The sequence below is a fragment of the Pseudomonas ovata genome (genome assembly GCF_003131185.1).
Classification (GTDB): Bacteria; Pseudomonadota; Gammaproteobacteria; order Pseudomonadales; family Pseudomonadaceae; genus Aquipseudomonas; species Aquipseudomonas ovata.
The window spans coordinates 528,335-545,898 of record NZ_QFFU01000001.1; the positions used below are offsets into that span (position 1 = coordinate 528,335).

Here is a 17,564-nt window from a genome sequence, read left to right on the forward strand (position 1 = left end):
CCAGCGAAGGGCCTTTGGCAAAAAGCGGTTTAATAGACGGCTCCTGTCGGGCATTGGCTCGACGGATTGAGCCTTGACGGGCTGTTATTCATGCACAAGGGAAATTGCCTGGACGGATTGAAAGGCGTGTTCAAGGATCAGCCACAGGTCTACAGGTAGCACAAGGGCCACCTGCAGACAAAGGACTGCTTGAAGCGCTCCCGACGAATCACTCGCTGGAGAGCAGGTCCATGGTGTGTTTATCCATCATTTCCAGCGCACGGCCACCGCCGCGCGCCACGCAGGTCAGCGGGTCTTCGGCGACGATCACCGGCAGGCCGGTTTCCTGGGCCAGCAGCTTGTCGAGGTCACGCAACAGTGCGCCACCACCGGTCAGCACCAGGCCACGCTCGGCGATGTCCGAGGCCAGCTCCGGTGGCGACTGCTCCAGCGCGCTCTTGACCGCCTGGACGATGGTCGCCAGCGACTCCTGCAGCGCTTCGAGCACTTCATTGGAGTTGAGGGTAAAGGCACGCGGGACGCCTTCGGCCAGGTTGCGGCCGCGCACGTCGACTTCGCGGGTCTCGCCGCCCGGGAAGGCGGTGCCGATTTCCTGCTTGATGCGCTCGGCGGTGGACTCGCCGATCAGGCTGCCGTAGTTGCGGCGTACGTAGGTCACGATGGCTTCGTCGAAACGGTCACCCCCCACGCGCACGGACTCGGCATAGACCACGCCATTGAGCGAGATCAGGGCGATTTCAGTGGTACCGCCGCCGATATCGACGACCATCGAACCGCGTGCCTCTTCAACCGGCAGGCCGGCACCGATGGCGGCAGCCATGGGCTCTTCGATCAGGAACACTTCGCGGGCACCGGCGCCGAGGGCCGACTCGCGAATGGCACGGCGCTCAACCTGGGTGGATTTGCATGGAACGCAGATCAACACACGTGGGCTGGGTTGCAGGAAGCTGTTTTCGTGCACTTTGTTGATGAAATACTGGAGCATCTTTTCACAGACGCTGAAGTCGGCGATCACGCCGTCTTTCATCGGACGAATGGCGGCAATGTTGCCAGGGGTACGGCCCAGCATGCGTTTGGCCTCGGTCCCTACGGCCACGACGCTTTTCTGGTTACCGTGGGTACGAATGGCGACGACGGAAGGCTCATTCAGTACGATACCGCGCTCACGCACGTAAATAAGGGTGTTGGCAGTGCCCAGGTCGATGGAAAGATCACTGGAAAACATGCCACGCAGTTTCTTGAACATGGGAAAGGGACCCTAGGGAACGCGTGGGTAAAAAAGTGCGGCAAACTCTAACAACGACAGGGATTTTGGGCAAGGAGCCAATATGTTAAATTGGCAGCTTTTCCGAGCAAGACCCTGGACGTTCGCGGCCATCAGACCCACGAAACGCCGTCATGTTCCGCAACTGCCCCGGATCCAGGTCCGATGCACTCAATGCACTCAATTGGAGATACCCCCATGGCGCTCGAGCGCAGCGACGTGGAAAAGATCGCTCACCTGGCCCGTCTGGGCCTCAACGACGACGATCTGCCACGTACTACCGAAGCACTGAACAGCATTCTCGGGCTGGTCGACCAGATGCAAGCGGTCGACACCGACGGCATCGAGCCCCTGGCTCACCCCCTGGAAGCGTCCCAGCGCCTGCGCGACGATGTCGTGGCCGAGAGCAATCACCGTGACGAATACCAGGCCATCGCCCCTGCGGTCGAGCAAGGTCTGTATCTGGTTCCGAAAGTCATCGAGTAAAGGGAAAGCGCCTGCATGCACCAAATGACCCTGGCCGAGATCGCCCGCGGACTCGCCGACAAGAAATTCTCCTCCGAAGAGCTGACCCGTACCCTGCTGGCACGTATCGCCGAGCTGGACCCGAAGCTCAACAGCTTCATCACCGTGACCCAGGACCTGGCCATCACCCAGGCCCAGGCCGCCGACGCCCGCCGCGCCGCCGGTGAGACCGGCGCGCTGCTCGGTGCACCGCTGGCGCACAAGGACCTGTTCTGCACTCAGGGCATCCGCACCAGTTGCGGTTCGCGCATGCTCGACAACTTCAAGGCGCCCTATGACGCCACCGTGGTTGCGAAACTGGCCGCCGCCGGCACCGTGACCCTGGGCAAGACCAACATGGACGAGTTCGCCATGGGCTCGGGCAACGAGTCGAGTTTCTACGGCGCAGTGAACAACCCGTGGAACCTGGAGCACGTACCGGGTGGCTCGTCCGGTGGTTCGGCCGCCGCCGTGGCCGCACGCCTGCTGCCGGCCACCACCGGCACCGACACCGGCGGTTCGATTCGCCAGCCGGCCGCACTGACCAACCTGACCGGCCTCAAGCCTACCTACGGCCGCGTCTCGCGCTGGGGCATGATTGCCTACGCGTCCAGCCTCGACCAGGGCGGCCCGCTGGCCCGCACCGCCGAAGACTGCGCCCTGCTGCTGCAAGGCATGGCCGGCTTCGACCCGCAGGACTCCACCAGCATCGACGAGCCGGTGCCGGACTACTCGGCCACGCTCAACGGCTCGTTGCAGGGCCTGCGCATCGGTCTGCCGAAAGAGTATTTCGGTGCCGGCCTGGACCCGCGCATTGCGCAATTGGTCCAGGACAGCGTCAAGGCCCTGGAAAAGCTCGGCGCGGTAGTCAAGGAAATCACCCTGCCGAACCTGCAGCACGGCATCCCGGCCTACTACGTCATCGCCCCGGCCGAGGCTTCCTCGAACCTGTCGCGTTTCGACGGCGTGCGCTTCGGCCATCGCTGCGAACAGCCCAAGGACCTCACCGACCTGTACAAGCGCTCGCGCGGTGAAGGCTTCGGTGCCGAGGTCCAGCGCCGGATCATGGTCGGCGCCTATGCGCTGTCGGCCGGCTACTACGACGCCTACTACCTCAAGGCGCAGAAAATCCGTCGCCTGATCAAGAACGACTTCATGAACGCCTTCGCCGAAGTCGACGTGATCCTGGGCCCGACCACGCCGAACCCGGCCTGGAAGATCGGCGCCAAGAGCAGCGACCCGGTCGCCGCCTACCTCGAAGACGTCTACACCATCACCGCCAACCTCGCCGGCCTGCCCGGCCTGTCGATGCCGGCCGGTTTCGTCGATGGCCTGCCGGTGGGCGTGCAATTGCTCGCACCCTACTTCCAGGAAGGCCGTCTGCTGAATGTGGCCCACCAGTACCAGTTGGTCACCGACTGGCATACGCGCACGCCTGCCGGCTTCTGAGGAGAATCATAAATGCAATGGGAAGTCGTCATCGGGCTGGAAATCCATACCCAGCTCTTGACCCAATCGAAGATTTTCTCCGCCAGCGCCACCACGTTCGGTTCCGAGCCCAACACCCAGGCCAGCCTGGTCGACCTGGGCATGCCCGGCGTGCTGCCGGTGCTGAACAAGGAAGCGGTGCGCATGGCGGTCAAGTTCGGCCTGGCGGTCGATGCCGAGATCGGCCAGCACAACGTGTTCGCGCGCAAGAACTACTTCTACCCTGACCTGCCCAAGGGCTACCAGATCAGCCAGATGGAGCTGCCGATCGTCGGCAAGGGCCACCTGGACATCACCCTGGAAGACGGCACCGTCAAGCGCATCGGCATCACCCGTGCGCACCTGGAAGAAGACGCCGGCAAAAGCCTGCACGAAGACTTCCAGGGCATGACCGGCATCGACCTCAACCGCGCCGGCACGCCGCTGCTGGAAATCGTCTCCGAGCCGGACATGCGCAGCGCCAAGGAAGCGGTGGCCTACGTCAAGGCCATCCACGCCATGGTCCGTTACCTGGGCATCTGCGACGGCAACATGGCCGAGGGTTCGCTGCGCTGCGACTGCAACGTCTCGATCCGGCCCAAGGGCCAGGTCGAGTTCGGCACGCGCTGCGAGATCAAGAACGTCAACTCGTTCCGCTTCATCGAGAAGGCCATCAACAGCGAGATCCAGCGCCAGATCGACCTGATCGAAGACGGCGGCAAGGTGATCCAGCAAACGCGCCTGTACGACCCCAACACCAACGAGACCCGCGCCATGCGCAGCAAGGAGGAAGCCAACGACTACCGCTACTTCCCCGACCCCGACCTGTTGCCGGTGATCATCGAGGATTCGTTCCTGGAGCAGATCCGCGCCACCCTGCCGGAACTGCCGCCGCAAAAGCGCGAGCGCTTCCAGAGCCAGTTCGGCCTGTCGGCCTATGACGCCAGCGTGCTGTCGTCCAGCCGCGAGCAGGCCGACTACTTCGAGCAGGTGGTCAGCATCGGCGGCGACGCCAAGCTGGCCGCCAACTGGGTCATGGTCGAGCTGGGCAGCCTGCTCAACAAGCAGGGCCTGGAAATCGAACAGTCGCCGGTCAGCGCCGAGCAACTGGGCGGCATGCTCAAGCGCATCCAGGACAACACCATTTCCGGCAAGATCGCCAAGATGGTGTTCGAGGCCATGGCCAATGGTGAGGGCAGCGCCGACGAGGTGATCGAGCAGCGCGGCCTCAAGCAGGTGACCGACAGTGGCGCGATCGAGACCATGCTCGACGAGATGCTGGCGGCCAATGCCGCCCAGGTCGAACAGTACCGTGCCGCCGACGAGGCCAAGCGCGGCAAGATGTTCGGCTTCTTCGTCGGTCAGGCGATGAAAGTCTCCAAAGGCAAGGCCAACCCGCAGCAGGTCAACGAACTGCTCAAGGCCAAGCTCGAAGGCTGACCCTTCACCGGCGCGTGCAAGCGCGCCGGTGAAGCCCCACAGGATAAGCACCCATGCGCCAACTGCTCACGGCCTGTACCTTGCTTTCGCTACTGGCTGGCTGTTCCAGCCATTCGGTCGACCCGCATGGCTATGACGAAACCGGCAAGGCGTCCTGGTATGGCGCGCGTCATCATGGCAAGCGCACCGCCAGTGGCGAGGCATTCAACCAGAACGCGCTGACCGCCGCGCACCGTGAGCTGCCGTTCGGCAGCCGGGTCAGGGTCACCAACCTGGCCAACCAGCGCAGCGTGGTGGTGCGCATCAACGACCGCGGCCCCAACACGCGCGGGCGCCTGATCGACGTGTCGAAAAAGGCCGCCGAACAACTGGGCATGATACGCAGTGGCATCGCCCGCGTGCACGTTCAGGGACTGGACTGAGGGTCACGGTCATTTTTCAACTCTCGACCCTGCCACCACCCGCCCTGCTGCAACTGGCCGGCGGCCTGCTGCTGTTGCTGATCGGCGCCGGGCTGTCGGTGCGGGCCGCTGTGCGTCTGGCAGCCTGGCTCAAGGTGCGAGGGCTGATCATCGGCCTCACCGTCATGGCGCTGGGTAACAGCGCCCCGCAGCTCTCGGTCGGGGTGCAGGCTGCCTTGTCGGCCAATGCCGACATCGCGGTGGGCAGCGTGGTCGGCAGCCATATCTTCAATGTGCTGGTGACCCTGGGGCTGTGCGCCCTGATCATTCCGTTGCGCGTGCCCCTGCAAGTGGTGCGCGTGGACATTCCGCTGATGATTGGCGCCTGCGCCCTGCTGACCGCGCTGGCCTGGGACCGGGAAATCGGCGTGCTGGACGGCCTGGTGCTGCTGGCCGGCCTTGCCTTGTGCCTGCTGGTCATCGTGCGCCAGGCCAGCCACGCGGCCCGTCATGGTCACGGCCACAGTCATGGCCCGCCCCAGGGCGACAGCCCGCCGCGCACCCTGCTCGAACTGCTGAGCCTGGCCGGCGGCCTGTTGCTGTTGATCGGCGGCGGGCACCTGCTGGTGGATGCCACGGTGACGCTGGCCATTCACCTGGGCCTGTCGGAACGCATCATGGGCCTGACGCTGATGGCGGTGGCCACCTCGATGCCAGCGCTGATCACTTCACTGGTCGCCGCCCTGCGCGGTGAGCGCGACATGGCCGTGGGCACGGTGATCGGCACCAGCCTGTTCAACCTGCTGGGCGTGCTGGGGCTGACCGCGGTGCTGGCACCGGCACCGCTGTCGGTGTCGCCCAACTCACTGGCCTACGACCTGCCGATCATGCTCAGCGTCGCAGTGCTGTGCCTGCCGCTGTTCTGTTCGGGCTATCGCATCACAAGGCTCGAAGGGCTGCTGCTGCTGGCGCTGTACACCGCCTACGGGCTGGACATCATCGGCTTCAGTACCGGCATGCTGCTGGCCGAACGCCTGGAAAGCTGGATACTGCACCTTGTGCTGCCGGTGCTGACCGCCCTGGTGATTGTGGACATGGTCCGCACGTGGTGGCGCCATCATCGTTGATTCCCCTTCCAGAGCACGAGGAAATACCCCATGAGCGACCCGAAGACCCAAGCCGGAGAAAGCATTCGCCGCCAGGTGATGGGCGATGCCTATGTCGATCGCGCCCGTGCCAATGCCAGCGCGTTCAGCCTGCCGCTGCAAGACTTCATCAATGAGCAGGCCTGGGGCAGTGTCTGGAGCCGCGAAGGCCTGGACCTCAAGACCCGCAGCCTGATCACCCTGTCGACCCTGACGGCGCTCAAATGCTCGCAGGAACTCAAGGGTCACGTGCGCGGCGCCCTGAACAACGGCTGCACCCCGGAAGAAATCCGCGAGACCTTCCTGCACTGCGCGGTCTACGCCGGCATGCCGGCGGCCATCGACGCCTTCCGCGCCGCCCAGGAGGTGATTGAAGAGTACTTCGCCAAACCGTAGTGCCGACGGTTCAAATCCAGCCGCCCCATTGCAGCAGGAAGATGCCGATGTTGGTGGTCACCGCGGCGGCCAGTGTCGTCAGTACGATAATGGCGGCCGCCAGCTCGTAGTTGCCATTGGCACTGCGCGCCATGATGTAGCTGGAGGCGGCGGTGGGGCTGGCGAAGTAAAGGAACAGGATGCCCAGTTCCGGGCCACGGAAGCCACAGGCCCAGGCGGCCGTGGTGCAGATCAGCGGCAGCCAGACCATTTTCATCAGGCTGGCGCCCATCGCCATTTGCCCGCTCTTGCGCAACGAGGCCAGCGACAGGGTGCCACCAATGCAGATCAACGCCAGCGGCAGGGTCATCTGCGCCAGGTAGTTGGCCGAGGTCTCGAACCACATCGGCATGCGCACGCCGTAGTAGGCAAAGGGCGAGGCCACGATCACGCTGATGATCAGCGGGTTGGAAAATACGCTCTTGATCACGCTCCACGGGTCGGATTTGATCACCGGGCTGTACACCGCCAGGATCATGGTCGACAGCGCGTTGTAATACAGGATGACCATCGCCGCCAGGATCGCGCCCACGGAAATCCCGTGGTCACCGTACATGCTCGCCGCCAGCGCCAGGCCCACCACGCCGTTGTTGCCCCGAAACGCGCCCTGGACATAGATGCCACGGTCGGCAAAAGGAATGCGCCAGATCGCCCAGCCCCAGAGCAGGGCAAAGCTGAGCAGGGTCGCGACGGTGAAGAAAATCAGCAGGTCGGCTTGCAGGGCGGTCTTGAGGTCGGCATGCACGATGCCCATGAACAACAGGGCCGGCATGGTGACATTGAAGACCAGCGACGAGGCGGTGACGATGAAGCCGTCGTTGATTGCCCCGATACGCTTGAGAAACACGCCCATGAACAGCATGGCAAAGACCGGTGCCGTGACATTGAGTGTTTCCAGAAAAATAGCCAGCATGCCGTGCGTCCCCTGCCCCATCGTTAGGCGGCTAATGATAAGCCAGACAGGACAGGGTTTTACCAGATATTACGCCATGCCCACAGGACATCCCCTTGTGTCGCTGACACAGCGCCAAGGCGGAGCGCTGTCGCATAGCAAACACGGGGCCCGTGTAGGAGCGCGCTTGCCCGCGACCGAGTGCGAAGCGCTCGCAAGATCTTCGAAACGCTGAAAATTTACGACTGCTAACGCAGCCGGTCGCGGGCAAGCGCGCTCCTACGGTGGGTGAACTCGGTCAGTTGTTTTGTGCATGATGAGAGCGGCCGGGCCGCAATCCGCTTCAGACTACGAAGCCTGCGGCTCGACCGCCAGATCGACCACTTCCGGGCGCTTGAGCACGGCGTACAGCACGCCGGTCACCAGGCTGCCGGCGACGATGGCCAGCAGGTACAACAGCGCATGGTTGATGGCATTGGGAATCAGCATCACGAACAATCCGCCGTGCGGCGCCATCAGTTTGCAGCCGAAGTACATCGACAACGCACCGGTCAGCGCACCGCCGGCGATGCTGGCCGGGATCACCCGCAACGGGTCCTTGGCCGCAAACGGAATGGCGCCTTCGGAGATAAAGCACAACCCCAGCACAAACGACGCCTTGCCCGCCTCGCGCTCGCTCTGGGCGAACTTGCGCCGCGCCAGCACACTGGCGATGCCCATGCCGATCGGCGGCACCATGCCGGCGGCCATCGCCGCGGCCATCGGCGCGTAGCTCTGCGAGGCCAGCAGCCCGACCGAGAACGCATAGGAGGCCTTGTTGATCGGCCCGCCCAGGTCGACGCACATCATCGCCCCCAGCACCACACCCAGCAGGATCGCATTGGCCGTACCCATGGTTTCCAGAAACTGGGTCAGCGCCGCCAGCATGCCGGCCACCGGTCGCCCCACCACGTAGATCATCATCAGGCCGGTGAACAGGCTGGCCAGCAGCGGAATGATCAGGATCGGCTTGAGTGCCTCGACACTGGACGGCAGGCGCGCGTAGCGGTTGATCCACTTGGCGCTGTAGCCGGCCAGAAAACCGGCGACGATGCCGCCAATGAAACCGGCGCCCAGGGTGCTGGCCAGCAGGCCACCGATCATCCCCGGCGCCAGGCCGGGACGGTCGGCAATCGACCAGGCGATGTAGCCGGCCAGCAACGGCACCATCAGTTTGAAGGCAGCCTCGCCACCGATCTGCATCAGCGCGGCGGCCAGCGTGCCCTGCTCCTTGAAGGCCTCGATACCGAATACGAACGACAGGGCAATCAACAGGCCGCCCGCCACCACCATCGGCAGCATGAACGACACACCGGTCAGCAAATGCTTGTAGATCCCGGCGCTTTCGGACTTGGCCGGTGCCTTGGCCGTGTCGGCGCTGCTTTCGACCCTGGCCTCGGCCAGGGCCTTGCCCAGCGTGACATCCGGCTGCTTGAGGGCAATGCCGGTGCCGCAACGGTAGATGCGCTTGCCGGCGAAACGCTCGGTCGCCACTTCGATGTCGGTGGCCAGCAGCACCACGTCAGCCTCACTGATGGCCTGCGGGCTGAGCGGCGTGCGGGCACCGACCGAGCCCTGGGTTTCCACCTGCAGCTCATGCCCCAGGCGTTTGGCCGACTGTTGCAGGGCTTCGGCGGCCATGAAGGTGTGCGCCACGCCGGTCGGGCAGGCGGTGATCGCCACGATCCGTGCGGGGCCTGCCGCTGTCGCTGCCGGCTCGCTGGCCACGGCTTGCCAGGGCTGCGCCTGTTCGGCGGCGCGCTGGAGAAAGGCGTCGACGTCCTGCAGCGCTTGCGCCGGTGCGGACTGGAACAGGCGCTTGCCGACAAAGCGGTTCAGGTCCAGCGCACCGCTGTACACCGCCACGATCAGGTCGGCCTGCTCGATGTCCTGCGCCGACAACTGGCGCTCCGGCTTGTGCGGGTCGACCACCTCGACGCAGGTTTCCCAGCCCAGGCGCTGGGCGGCAGCCGCCAACAGGCGGGCACTCAGGACGCTGCTGACCTTGCCATTGGGGCAGGCCGTTACTATGGCTAATTTCATCAACGTCGCCTCTCTTATTGTTCGGTCAGGTCGCGCACGGTCACACCGCTGGCGAGTCGTTCAAGGTGCGCGGTATCGGTGATGCCGAAACCGATCTGGGTCACGGCCATGGCCGCGATGGCCGTGGCGGTGCGCAAGGTCTGCGCCGGGGCGTGGGCACTGAGCAAGCCGTGCAGCATGCCAGCCAGCAACGAGTCACCGGCGCCCACCGTGCTGGCAACCGTCACCTTGGGCGGTTGCGCGTGCCAGGTGCCTTGGGCACTGAACCAGTTCACGCCGTCGGCACCCTGGGAAATCACCACATGCTCGATGCCCTGGGCCCGCAGGCGGCGGGCGGCATCGGCCTGTTCGGCCACCGAGTCGACCGGCACGCCCAGCGCGTCGGTCAATTCCTCGGTGTTGGGCTTGACCAGCCAGGGGCCGGCCTCAAGCCCGGCACGCAAGGCCTGGCCGCTGCTGTCCAGTGCGACGTGAAGACCATGGGCCTTGAGCATGGCCAGCAGGCGTTGCAACCACTGCGGGCTGACGCCGCGCGGCAGGCTGCCGGCCACCACCACGGCATCGAAGCCGGGCGCCAGGTGTTCAAGACGTTCGAACAGGCGCTGCTGGTCAGCGTCGCTGATCACCAGGCCCGGGCCATTGACGTCAGTAATGCAGCCGTCGGCCTCGGCCAGCTTGATATTGCTGCGGGTTTCGCCCGGCACACGAATAAACGCATCGACAAACCCGCGCGCGGCGAACAGCGCGTCAAACGCCTGGGGATTATCCAGGCCGAGAAAGCCCGACACGGTCAGCTCATGCCCCAGGTCAGCCAGCACCTGGGCGACATTGAGGCCCTTGCCGGCGGCATGGGTCAGCATGGCGTCGCTGCGATTGACCTCCCCGACCCTCAACTGACCCAGTTGCACGGTCAGGTCCAAGGCCGGGTTGAGGGTCAGGGTCAGAATCCTGGCCATTACAGAGCCTCCACCAGCGCACGGACTTCGGCGGCGCTGCCCACCGTCAGCGCGTCATGCGCCAGGGCCTGAGCGCGGCTCAGGCTGAGTTCACGTACACAGGCCTTGACCTCGGCGATGCTGCGCGGCGAGACACTCAACTCGTCCACGCCCAGGCCCACCAGCACCGGCACCGCCAGCGGGTCGGCCGCCAGCTCGCCGCACACGCCCACCCATTTGCCGTTGGCATGGGCGGCGCGCACAGTCATGTCGATCAACTGCAACACCGCAGGGTGCAGGCCGTCGGCCTGGGCCGACAGGGTCGGGTGACCGCGGTCGATGGCCAGGGCGTACTGGGTCAGGTCATTGGTGCCGACGCTGAAAAAGTCGACTTCCCTGGCCAATACCGGCGCCAGCAAGGCCGCCGACGGCACTTCGACCATGATCCCCAGCTGCAGGTCGCTCACCGGGATTTCCAGGCGCAGGCGCTCGACCATGTCGCGGCCCTGGCGCCATTCGTCGACGCTGCCGACCATCGGGAACATGATGCGCAGCGGCCGGTTGTCGGCGGCGCGCAACAGGGCACGCAATTGCGCCTCCATGATTTCAGGGCGCTGCAGGGTCAGGCGAATGCCGCGCACCCCCAGAAACGGGTTCTCTTCCTTGTCGATCGGCCAGTACGGCAGCGGCTTGTCGCCGCCGACGTCGAGGGTGCGCACCACCAGCGGACGCCCGTCCAGGTCGTCAAGGACACGGCGGTATTCGGCTTCCTGGGTCGCTTCGTCCGGCGCCTGGTTGTGGGCCATGAACAGCAATTCGGTGCGCAGCAGGCCGATGCCTTCGGCGCCCTGCTTGACGGCGGCCGGCGTGCCGGTGCTGTCACCGATATTGGCGCAGATTTCCACAGCGTGACCGTCACGGGTCACCGCCGGCTCCATACGGGCAGCATGCGCCGCTTGCAGGCGCAGCTCACGGGCATCGCGCTCCTGGGCGGCCCGTTCCAGCACGGCGGCCTCAGGGGCCACGGTCAGGCGGCCGCGCTGGGCGTCGAGCAACAGCACGGTGCCCGGCTCGATCAGCAGCACCTGCTCGCCAGCCCCCACCAGCGCGGTGATGCCCAGGGCCCGGGCGACGATGGCGCTGTGCGCCGTGGCCCCGCCACGTGCAGTGAGGATGCCGGCGACCCGCGCCGGGTCCAGGCGCGCCACGTCGGACGGACCGACTTCGTCCATGACCAGGATGTAAGGTTGTTCAGGCTCGGCCAGCGCCTGCACGCCGCACAGGTGGGCCAGTACACGGCGACCGACGTCACGCAGGTCGGCGGCGCGCTCGGCCAGCAGCGCGTCATTGAGCGCCTCCTGGCGGGCCGCAGCGGTTTCGATGACGGTATCCCAGGCCGCGGCGGCACTCTTGCCTTGATTCAAATGCTGTTCGACATCCTGGGTCAGCTCCGGGTCGTCGAGCATTTCCTGGTGGGTGACGAAAATTTCGCCGATGGCCTTGGCCTGGCTGCGCTCGATCAACTGGCCGATTTCGTCACGCACCCGGCGCAATGCGACTTGCAGACGCTCGCGCTCGGCGGCGGGCGACTCACCCTGTTGCGGGTAATCGAAAACCTGCGGCACCTGCACATGCGCAGGCCCCATGGCCACGCCCGGCGAGGCCGGCACCGCGCTGATGATCGCACCGGCCTGCGGCGCCACCACGGCACGCGGCGCGACCGGTTGCACCACCGCTTGTACGGGCGCGGCCAGCACCGGCTCGACGGTTTCCCCCAGGCCCTGCTCGACCGCCGCCAGCAATGCTGGCAAGGCATCGGCAGCAATGGTCGGCTCGGCCACGAATTCCAGCGTCTGGCCGCGACGTGCGCCCAGGCTCAGCAGTTTGCTCAGGCTCTTGGCCGACACCGCCAGGTCGTCGCTTTCGACGATGCGCAGGCGGATCTCGCCGTCGAAGCTTTTGGCCAGTTGCGCCAGGACCTTGGCCGGGCGGGCGTGCAGGCCGTGGGCGTTGGCCAGCACGATCTGCGCGCTGGGCCATTCGGCCGGCACTTCACCGCCCAGGGCCTGCAGCACCGCACGGCTGTTGGTGGCCTGGCCCAGCTCCTGGCCTCGGCCTTCGATCAGCAAGGCGCACAGGCGCTCAAGCAGGTTCTGGTGCGCCTCACCGAGGCTGGCCAGGCAGAACAGGCCGGTCAGCGGCTGGCCGAGCAGGCGCAGCGGTTTGTCCGGGGTGACAAAGGCCAGCCCCGGACGCTTGACCATCTGCTCGCTGTGCAGCCACCACAGGCCGTCACCCAGCGACAGGGCTTCGACCTGCTGCAGCACGGCGGCAAAACCATTATTGACGCAGTCGGCCTTGCGCAGCAGGCGCGCACCACGCCATACCAATTCTTCGAAATCATCGACCGACACGCCCAGGCTGATCATCTGCGCATCCAGCGCCAGTTCCTGGGGCGCCCCTTGCAGCAACTTGAGCAGGTCCTGCGGCGTTCTGGCGGCACGCAATGACGGTCCCAGATCAGCTTCGCCCAGCGCGCGGGTCAATAATTGCAGCAGGCGCAGGTGCTCATCGGATTTGGCTGCGATGCCGATGGCCAGGTAGACGATCTGCCCGTCGCCCCAGTCGACACCGTCAGGAAATTGCATCAGGCGCACGCCGGTGCTGAATACCTGGTCACGGGTATCCGGGGTGCCATGTGGAATGGCAATGCCCTGGCCCAGGAACGTCGAGCCTTGCTGCTCGCGGTCCTGCAGGCCCTTGAGGTAACCGGGTGCCACCAGTCCATCGGCGACCAGATGCTCGGCCAGCAGGTGCAATGCGGCAGATTTGTCCACCGCCACCTGGGCCATGGAGATCTGCTCCAGAGTGAGTTCGAGCATGCCTTGACTCCTGTGCAGCGCTGCAAGCGCCGCCTGATTCTTGTTGTAGGTACACGACAGAGTAGAAACACAACCGCGTTTTTGTCTGACATCATCCTGCACACGATAACAGCAGGAAAAACAGTTGCTGAATCGTTTAATCTTGAAATTGTGCGGCACGTTACTGGATTCTGCAAATCGGTAGAAGCTCACTCCGTCCGATTGCGGCTGCGCAGGTCAAATCAGGCTGAGCACAGCACATGAACCGATGGTCTGCTGTAAAGATCCTGCCGCATGGGGGACAATCCCGGCGGCCATGAGGCCTCCACGCATCCATGAGGCGCCACGAAAAAGGGAACATTCGGTGAAACTCAGTGATATAGCCCGCCTGGCGGGTGTTTCGGTAACCACTGCCAGCTATGTGATCAATGGCAAGGCCGAACAGCAACGCATCAGTGCCGCGACCGTGGAACGGGTCCGGGCGGTGGTCGACCAGCACGACTTCCGCCCCAACCCACAAGCCGCCGGCCTGCGCAGCCGCCACAGCCGCACCCTGGGCTTTATCCTGCCCGACCTGGAAAACCCCAGTTATGCGCGCATTGCCAAGTTGCTCGAACAAGGCGCGCGGGCGCGTGGCTACCAGTTGCTGATCGCCAGCTCCGATGATGACCCGCTGAGCGAACTGCAGCTGTTGCAGCTGTTTCGCGCAAGGCGTTGCGATGCACTGCTGGTCGCCAGTTGCCTGCCAGCCAGTGACGACAGCTATCGGCAGTTGCAGGCCAAGGGACTGCCGATCATCGCCATCGACCGGGAAATGGACCCTGACCTGTTCTGTTCGGTGGTCAGCGACGACCAGCAGGCCAGCCTGCAATTGACCCGCAGCCTGTTGCAGACCCGCCCGCGTCGCATTGCCCTGATCGGCGCCCGCCCGGAGCTGAGCGTCAGCCGTGCCCGGGCCGAGGGTTTCAGGCATGCGCTGCAAGGCTTTGCCGGCGAAGTGATCATCGAGCATGGCGACGCGTTCAGCCGTGTATGCGGGCAGCGGCTGATGAGCGAGCTGCAACAGCGCCTTGGCGGCCTGCCCGATGCCCTGGTGACCACCTCCTACGTACTGCTGCAAGGCGTGTTCGATGCCTTGCAGCCTCAGGCCGCCTTGCGCCTGGGCACCTTCGGCGACACCCAGTTGCTGGATTTTCTGCCGCTGCCGGTCAATGCCATGGCCCAGCAGCATCAGTTGATCGCCGACACCGCCTTGTCGCTGGCGCTGGCGGCCATCGAGCACAACCAGTACCAGCCCGGCGTGCACGCCATTACCCGAACCTTCAAGCAACGCATCGGCGAGGCCTGACGTGAACCTGATCGACACCCACACCCACCTGGATTTTCCGGACTTCGATGCCGACCGGGCACAGGTGTTGGAGCAGTGCCAGGCCCTGGGGGTGCAGCGCATGGTGGTGTTGGGGGTCTATGAGCGCAACTGGCAGCGGCTGTGGCAACTGTGCCTGGAGCATGCACCGCTGTACGCGGCCTTCGGCCTGCACCCGGTGCACCTCGATGAGCATCGACCCGAGCATGTGCAAGCGCTGGGTGACTGGCTGATGCGCCTGAAGGGTCATGCGAAGGTGTGTGCGGTGGGCGAGATCGGCCTGGATTACTTTCTGCCCGAGCTTGATCGTGTCCGCCAGCAGGCGCTGTTCGAGTCGCAACTGGCGCTGGCGGCAGACCTCGACTTGCCAGTACTGCTGCACGTACGACGCAGCCATGCCGAGGTCATCGCCACCCTCAAGCGCTTCAGACTCAAGCGCGGCGGTATCGTGCATGCCTTTGCCGGCAGTCTGGAACAGGCCCGCGAGTACATTCGCCTGGGCTACAGGCTGGGCCTGGGCGGGGCGGCGACCTGGCCGCAGGCACTGCGCATGCATCGGGTGTTGCCGCAATTGCCGCTGGACAGTGTCGTGCTGGAAACCGATGCCCCGGACATGGCACCGGCCATGTACCCCGGCCAGCGCAATAGCCCGCACCACCTGCCGGCCATCTGCCGGGCACTGGCGGGCCTGATGAACATCAGCGCCGAGCAACTGGCCCAGGTCAGCACCGACAATGCCCGGCAGGTGCTGGGCTGGTCCTGAGCAAAGTCAGATCAGCAACGTCCACAGCGCAAAGCCGGCATACCAGACGATGGCCGAGCGCACCAGCAGCTCCCAGATCAGGTTCAGGCCGGTCACCGCGTGGGTGCCCACGACCGGCGCCGGCACTTCACTGGCCACGCAGCCGATGCGGGCAATCAGTTGCGCGGCGCTGATATTCCAGTTCAGCAGCTCATGCAGCAACTCACGGCTGACAGCTGCAAAATTGCCCACCAGGGCAAAACTGGCCGCCAGCAAGCGGACCGGCAGCCAGTCCAGGGCATGGCGCAACTGGCCTGCCCGCTCGCCGATGGCCGGGGTCTTGCTGTGCTCGACCGCAAGCGCCAGCAGCCGATAGGCCAGCGCCGCCACCGGCCCCAGCAGCACGTACCAGAAGAGCACGGCAAAAAAGCCCTGGTAGGCCTGCCACAGCAAATGGCCTTGCACGCCCGCCAGCAACTGCTCGCTGTCATGCGCCTTGACGCCCATGTCGCGCTCGGCCACATGCACCGCCGCCTGGGTGTCGCCACGCCGGCAGGCATCGCGAAACGGCCCCAGCGCCGCGATCACATCACCGCGTCCCAGGCTGTAGATCAGCACCACCAGGTGCACCGGCAACAGCAGCCAGCCGTAAGCCACGGACCCCATGACCACCAGCACCAGATGCAGGACCAAGACCGGCAACAGCACCAGCAGCGCCAGGCTCAACCACGGCCGCGCGGCGGTGCGGGGCGAGGCTTCCAGCCGGGCCAGTTGTTTCAGCCAAGGGCCGTCACGCTGCACGCGCTGGCGCAAGCCCGAAAATTTCTCGATCACAATGGCCAGCAACAACACCAGAAAACTCATGGTTCAACTCCCGTTTGCATCCTGCACAGTCAGTCGGAAACGCGCCCAGTCAAAGCAGGGACCCGGATCGGTCTTGCGCTGCGGAGCGATGTCGCTGTGCCCGCAGATACGCGCCAGGGTGATCAGGGGCCAGGCCTTGCGCAACTGGCAGGCCAGCGCGCCCAGCGCGGTGTATTGCGCATCGGTGAAGGGCTGATCGTCAGTGCCTTCAAGTTCGATGCCAATGGAAAAATCGTTGCAGCCTTCACGTCCCTCGAAGCTCGACACACCCGCATGCCAGGCCCGGTCCAGACAAGAGACGAACTGGGTGACCTCACCATCACGCTCGATGAGAAAATGCGCCGACACGCGCAGCTCGGCGATGCCTTCGAAATAGGGGTGGGCACTGATGTCCAGGCGGTTCTGGAAAAACGCCTGCACCTGGCCGGTCTTGAAACAGGCCGGTGGCAGGCTGATGTTATGGATCACCAGCAGCGAGATTTCGGCCGCCGGCCGTGCATTGAAATTGGGCGACGGGCAATGCGCGATGCCGGCGCACCAGCCGCTTGCAGGGTCCAGCTGCATGAGCATCCCTCGATGAGCGCTTGAAAGGCCGCCAGTATGCCCGTGCAGCAAGGCAGCGCAACAGCGGCAAAACGCCCTTTACTTGTGCCCGGGCGCCGTCCCCCGTAGGAGCGCGCTTGCCCGCGACCGGCTGCGCAGCAGTCGTAAATTTGTGGCGTTTCACAGATTTCTGCGAGCGCTTCGCACTCGGTCGCGGGCAGAGCGCGCTCCTACTGGCCGCTGGCATGGCGCAGGTTGCCAATGACCGATGCCAAGGCGCGGTCGAACAGCAGGGCGTCGTCGAGTCACGGGCAAGCGCGCCCTCGTCAAACACAAATTAACTTACTGATTTTATTGGATATTGAATTCCCCGCTTGTAGGAGCGCGCTTGCCCGCGACCGAGTGCGAAGCGCTCGCAGAAATCTCGAAAACGCTGAAAATTTACGACTGCTAACGCAGCCGGTCGCGGGCAAGCGCGCTCCTACTGGCCGCTGGCCTGGCGCAGGTTGCCCATGACCGATGCCAGGGCGCGGTCGAACAGCAGGGCGTCGTCGAGTCACGGGCAAGCGCGCCCTCGTCAAACAAAAATTAACTTACTGATTTTATTGGATATTGAATTCACC

The 17,564-nt window shown here is 64.8% G+C and carries 15 protein-coding genes; 8 read left to right on the plus strand and 7 right to left on the minus strand.

Going from position 1 to position 17,564, the window contains the following annotated elements; all coding sequences use genetic code 11:
- Positions 1-208 precede the first annotated feature (208 nt).
- Positions 209-1,246: a rod shape-determining protein MreB gene (mreB, locus tag DGA31_RS02395; protein ID WP_056834111.1), complete on the minus strand. Its 1,038-nt coding sequence runs from the start codon at positions 1,244-1,246 to the stop codon at positions 209-211.
- A 216-nt stretch (positions 1,247-1,462) separates the two neighbouring features.
- On the opposite strand from mreB, the gene gatC reads away from it, so the two are divergent.
- The 6 genes from gatC to DGA31_RS02425 are packed head-to-tail and all read left to right on the plus strand — an operon-like array spanning position 1,463 to position 6,617.
- Positions 1,463-1,750, plus strand: coding sequence for an Asp-tRNA(Asn)/Glu-tRNA(Gln) amidotransferase subunit GatC (gene gatC, locus DGA31_RS02400; RefSeq protein ID WP_056834110.1), 288 nt, complete (start codon positions 1,463-1,465; stop codon positions 1,748-1,750).
- 15 nt (positions 1,751-1,765) lie between these two features.
- The gene (gene gatA, locus DGA31_RS02405; RefSeq protein ID WP_056834108.1) at positions 1,766-3,217 is read left to right on the plus strand and encodes an Asp-tRNA(Asn)/Glu-tRNA(Gln) amidotransferase subunit GatA; all 1,452 of its coding nucleotides are present in this window, start codon (positions 1,766-1,768) and stop codon (positions 3,215-3,217) included.
- Positions 3,218-3,229: 12 nt separating this feature from the next.
- Positions 3,230-4,675 (plus strand): Asp-tRNA(Asn)/Glu-tRNA(Gln) amidotransferase subunit GatB, encoded by a 1,446-nt coding sequence (gene gatB / locus DGA31_RS02410; protein ID WP_056834106.1) that lies wholly within the window; start codon positions 3,230-3,232, stop codon positions 4,673-4,675.
- A gap of 53 nt (positions 4,676-4,728) precedes the next feature.
- Positions 4,729-5,097, plus strand: a complete 369-nt coding sequence (locus DGA31_RS02415) for a septal ring lytic transglycosylase RlpA family protein (RefSeq protein ID WP_109511404.1) — start codon at positions 4,729-4,731, stop codon at positions 5,095-5,097.
- A gap of 53 nt (positions 5,098-5,150) precedes the next feature.
- Positions 5,151-6,203, plus strand: a complete 1,053-nt coding sequence (locus DGA31_RS02420; RefSeq protein WP_109511405.1) for a calcium/sodium antiporter — start codon at positions 5,151-5,153, stop codon at positions 6,201-6,203.
- A 30-nt stretch (positions 6,204-6,233) separates the two neighbouring features.
- A complete protein-coding gene (locus DGA31_RS02425) occupies positions 6,234-6,617 on the plus strand; it encodes a carboxymuconolactone decarboxylase family protein (protein WP_056834100.1) in 384 nt (127 codons plus the stop codon).
- 10 nt (positions 6,618-6,627) lie between these two features.
- On the opposite strand, the gene DGA31_RS02430 is transcribed toward DGA31_RS02425, so the two are convergent.
- From DGA31_RS02430 to ptsP, 4 genes are all read right to left on the minus strand, one after another.
- Complete coding sequence (locus DGA31_RS02430) at positions 6,628-7,569, minus strand: AEC family transporter (RefSeq protein ID WP_109511406.1); 942 nt, start codon at positions 7,567-7,569, stop codon at positions 6,628-6,630.
- Between the two features lie 327 nt (positions 7,570-7,896).
- Positions 7,897-9,630, minus strand: coding sequence for a PTS fructose-like transporter subunit IIB (locus DGA31_RS02435; RefSeq protein WP_109511407.1), 1,734 nt, complete (start codon positions 9,628-9,630; stop codon positions 7,897-7,899).
- Positions 9,631-9,644: 14 nt separating this feature from the next.
- The gene (gene pfkB / locus DGA31_RS02440; protein WP_109511408.1) at positions 9,645-10,586 is read right to left on the minus strand and encodes a 1-phosphofructokinase; all 942 of its coding nucleotides are present in this window, start codon (positions 10,584-10,586) and stop codon (positions 9,645-9,647) included.
- Positions 10,586-13,447 carry a phosphoenolpyruvate--protein phosphotransferase gene (gene ptsP / locus DGA31_RS02445; RefSeq protein WP_109511409.1) on the minus strand — a complete coding sequence of 954 codons (2,862 nt, stop codon included), beginning with the start codon at positions 13,445-13,447 and terminating at the stop codon, positions 10,586-10,588. Before ptsP ends, pfkB begins: the two co-directional genes overlap by 1 nt.
- A 343-nt stretch (positions 13,448-13,790) precedes the next feature.
- Here ptsP and cra point away from each other — a divergent pair, with 343 nt between their 5' ends.
- Both cra and DGA31_RS02455 read left to right on the plus strand, forming a co-directional pair.
- Complete coding sequence (gene cra, locus DGA31_RS02450; RefSeq protein WP_109511410.1) at positions 13,791-14,774, plus strand: catabolite repressor/activator; 984 nt, start codon at positions 13,791-13,793, stop codon at positions 14,772-14,774.
- A gap of 1 nt (position 14,775) precedes the next feature.
- Positions 14,776-15,555 carry a TatD family hydrolase gene (locus DGA31_RS02455; protein WP_109511411.1) on the plus strand — a complete coding sequence of 260 codons (780 nt, stop codon included), beginning with the start codon at positions 14,776-14,778 and terminating at the stop codon, positions 15,553-15,555.
- A 6-nt stretch (positions 15,556-15,561) separates the two neighbouring features.
- Here the strand turns inward: DGA31_RS02455 and ampE are convergent, their stop codons facing one another.
- Positions 15,562-16,398 carry a regulatory signaling modulator protein AmpE gene (gene ampE, locus DGA31_RS02460; protein ID WP_109511412.1) on the minus strand — a complete coding sequence of 279 codons (837 nt, stop codon included), beginning with the start codon at positions 16,396-16,398 and terminating at the stop codon, positions 15,562-15,564.
- Between the two features lie 3 nt (positions 16,399-16,401).
- Positions 16,402-16,962, minus strand: a complete 561-nt coding sequence (gene ampD / locus DGA31_RS02465; protein ID WP_056834085.1) for a 1,6-anhydro-N-acetylmuramyl-L-alanine amidase AmpD — start codon at positions 16,960-16,962, stop codon at positions 16,402-16,404.
- Positions 16,963-17,564: the final 602 nt, after the last annotated feature.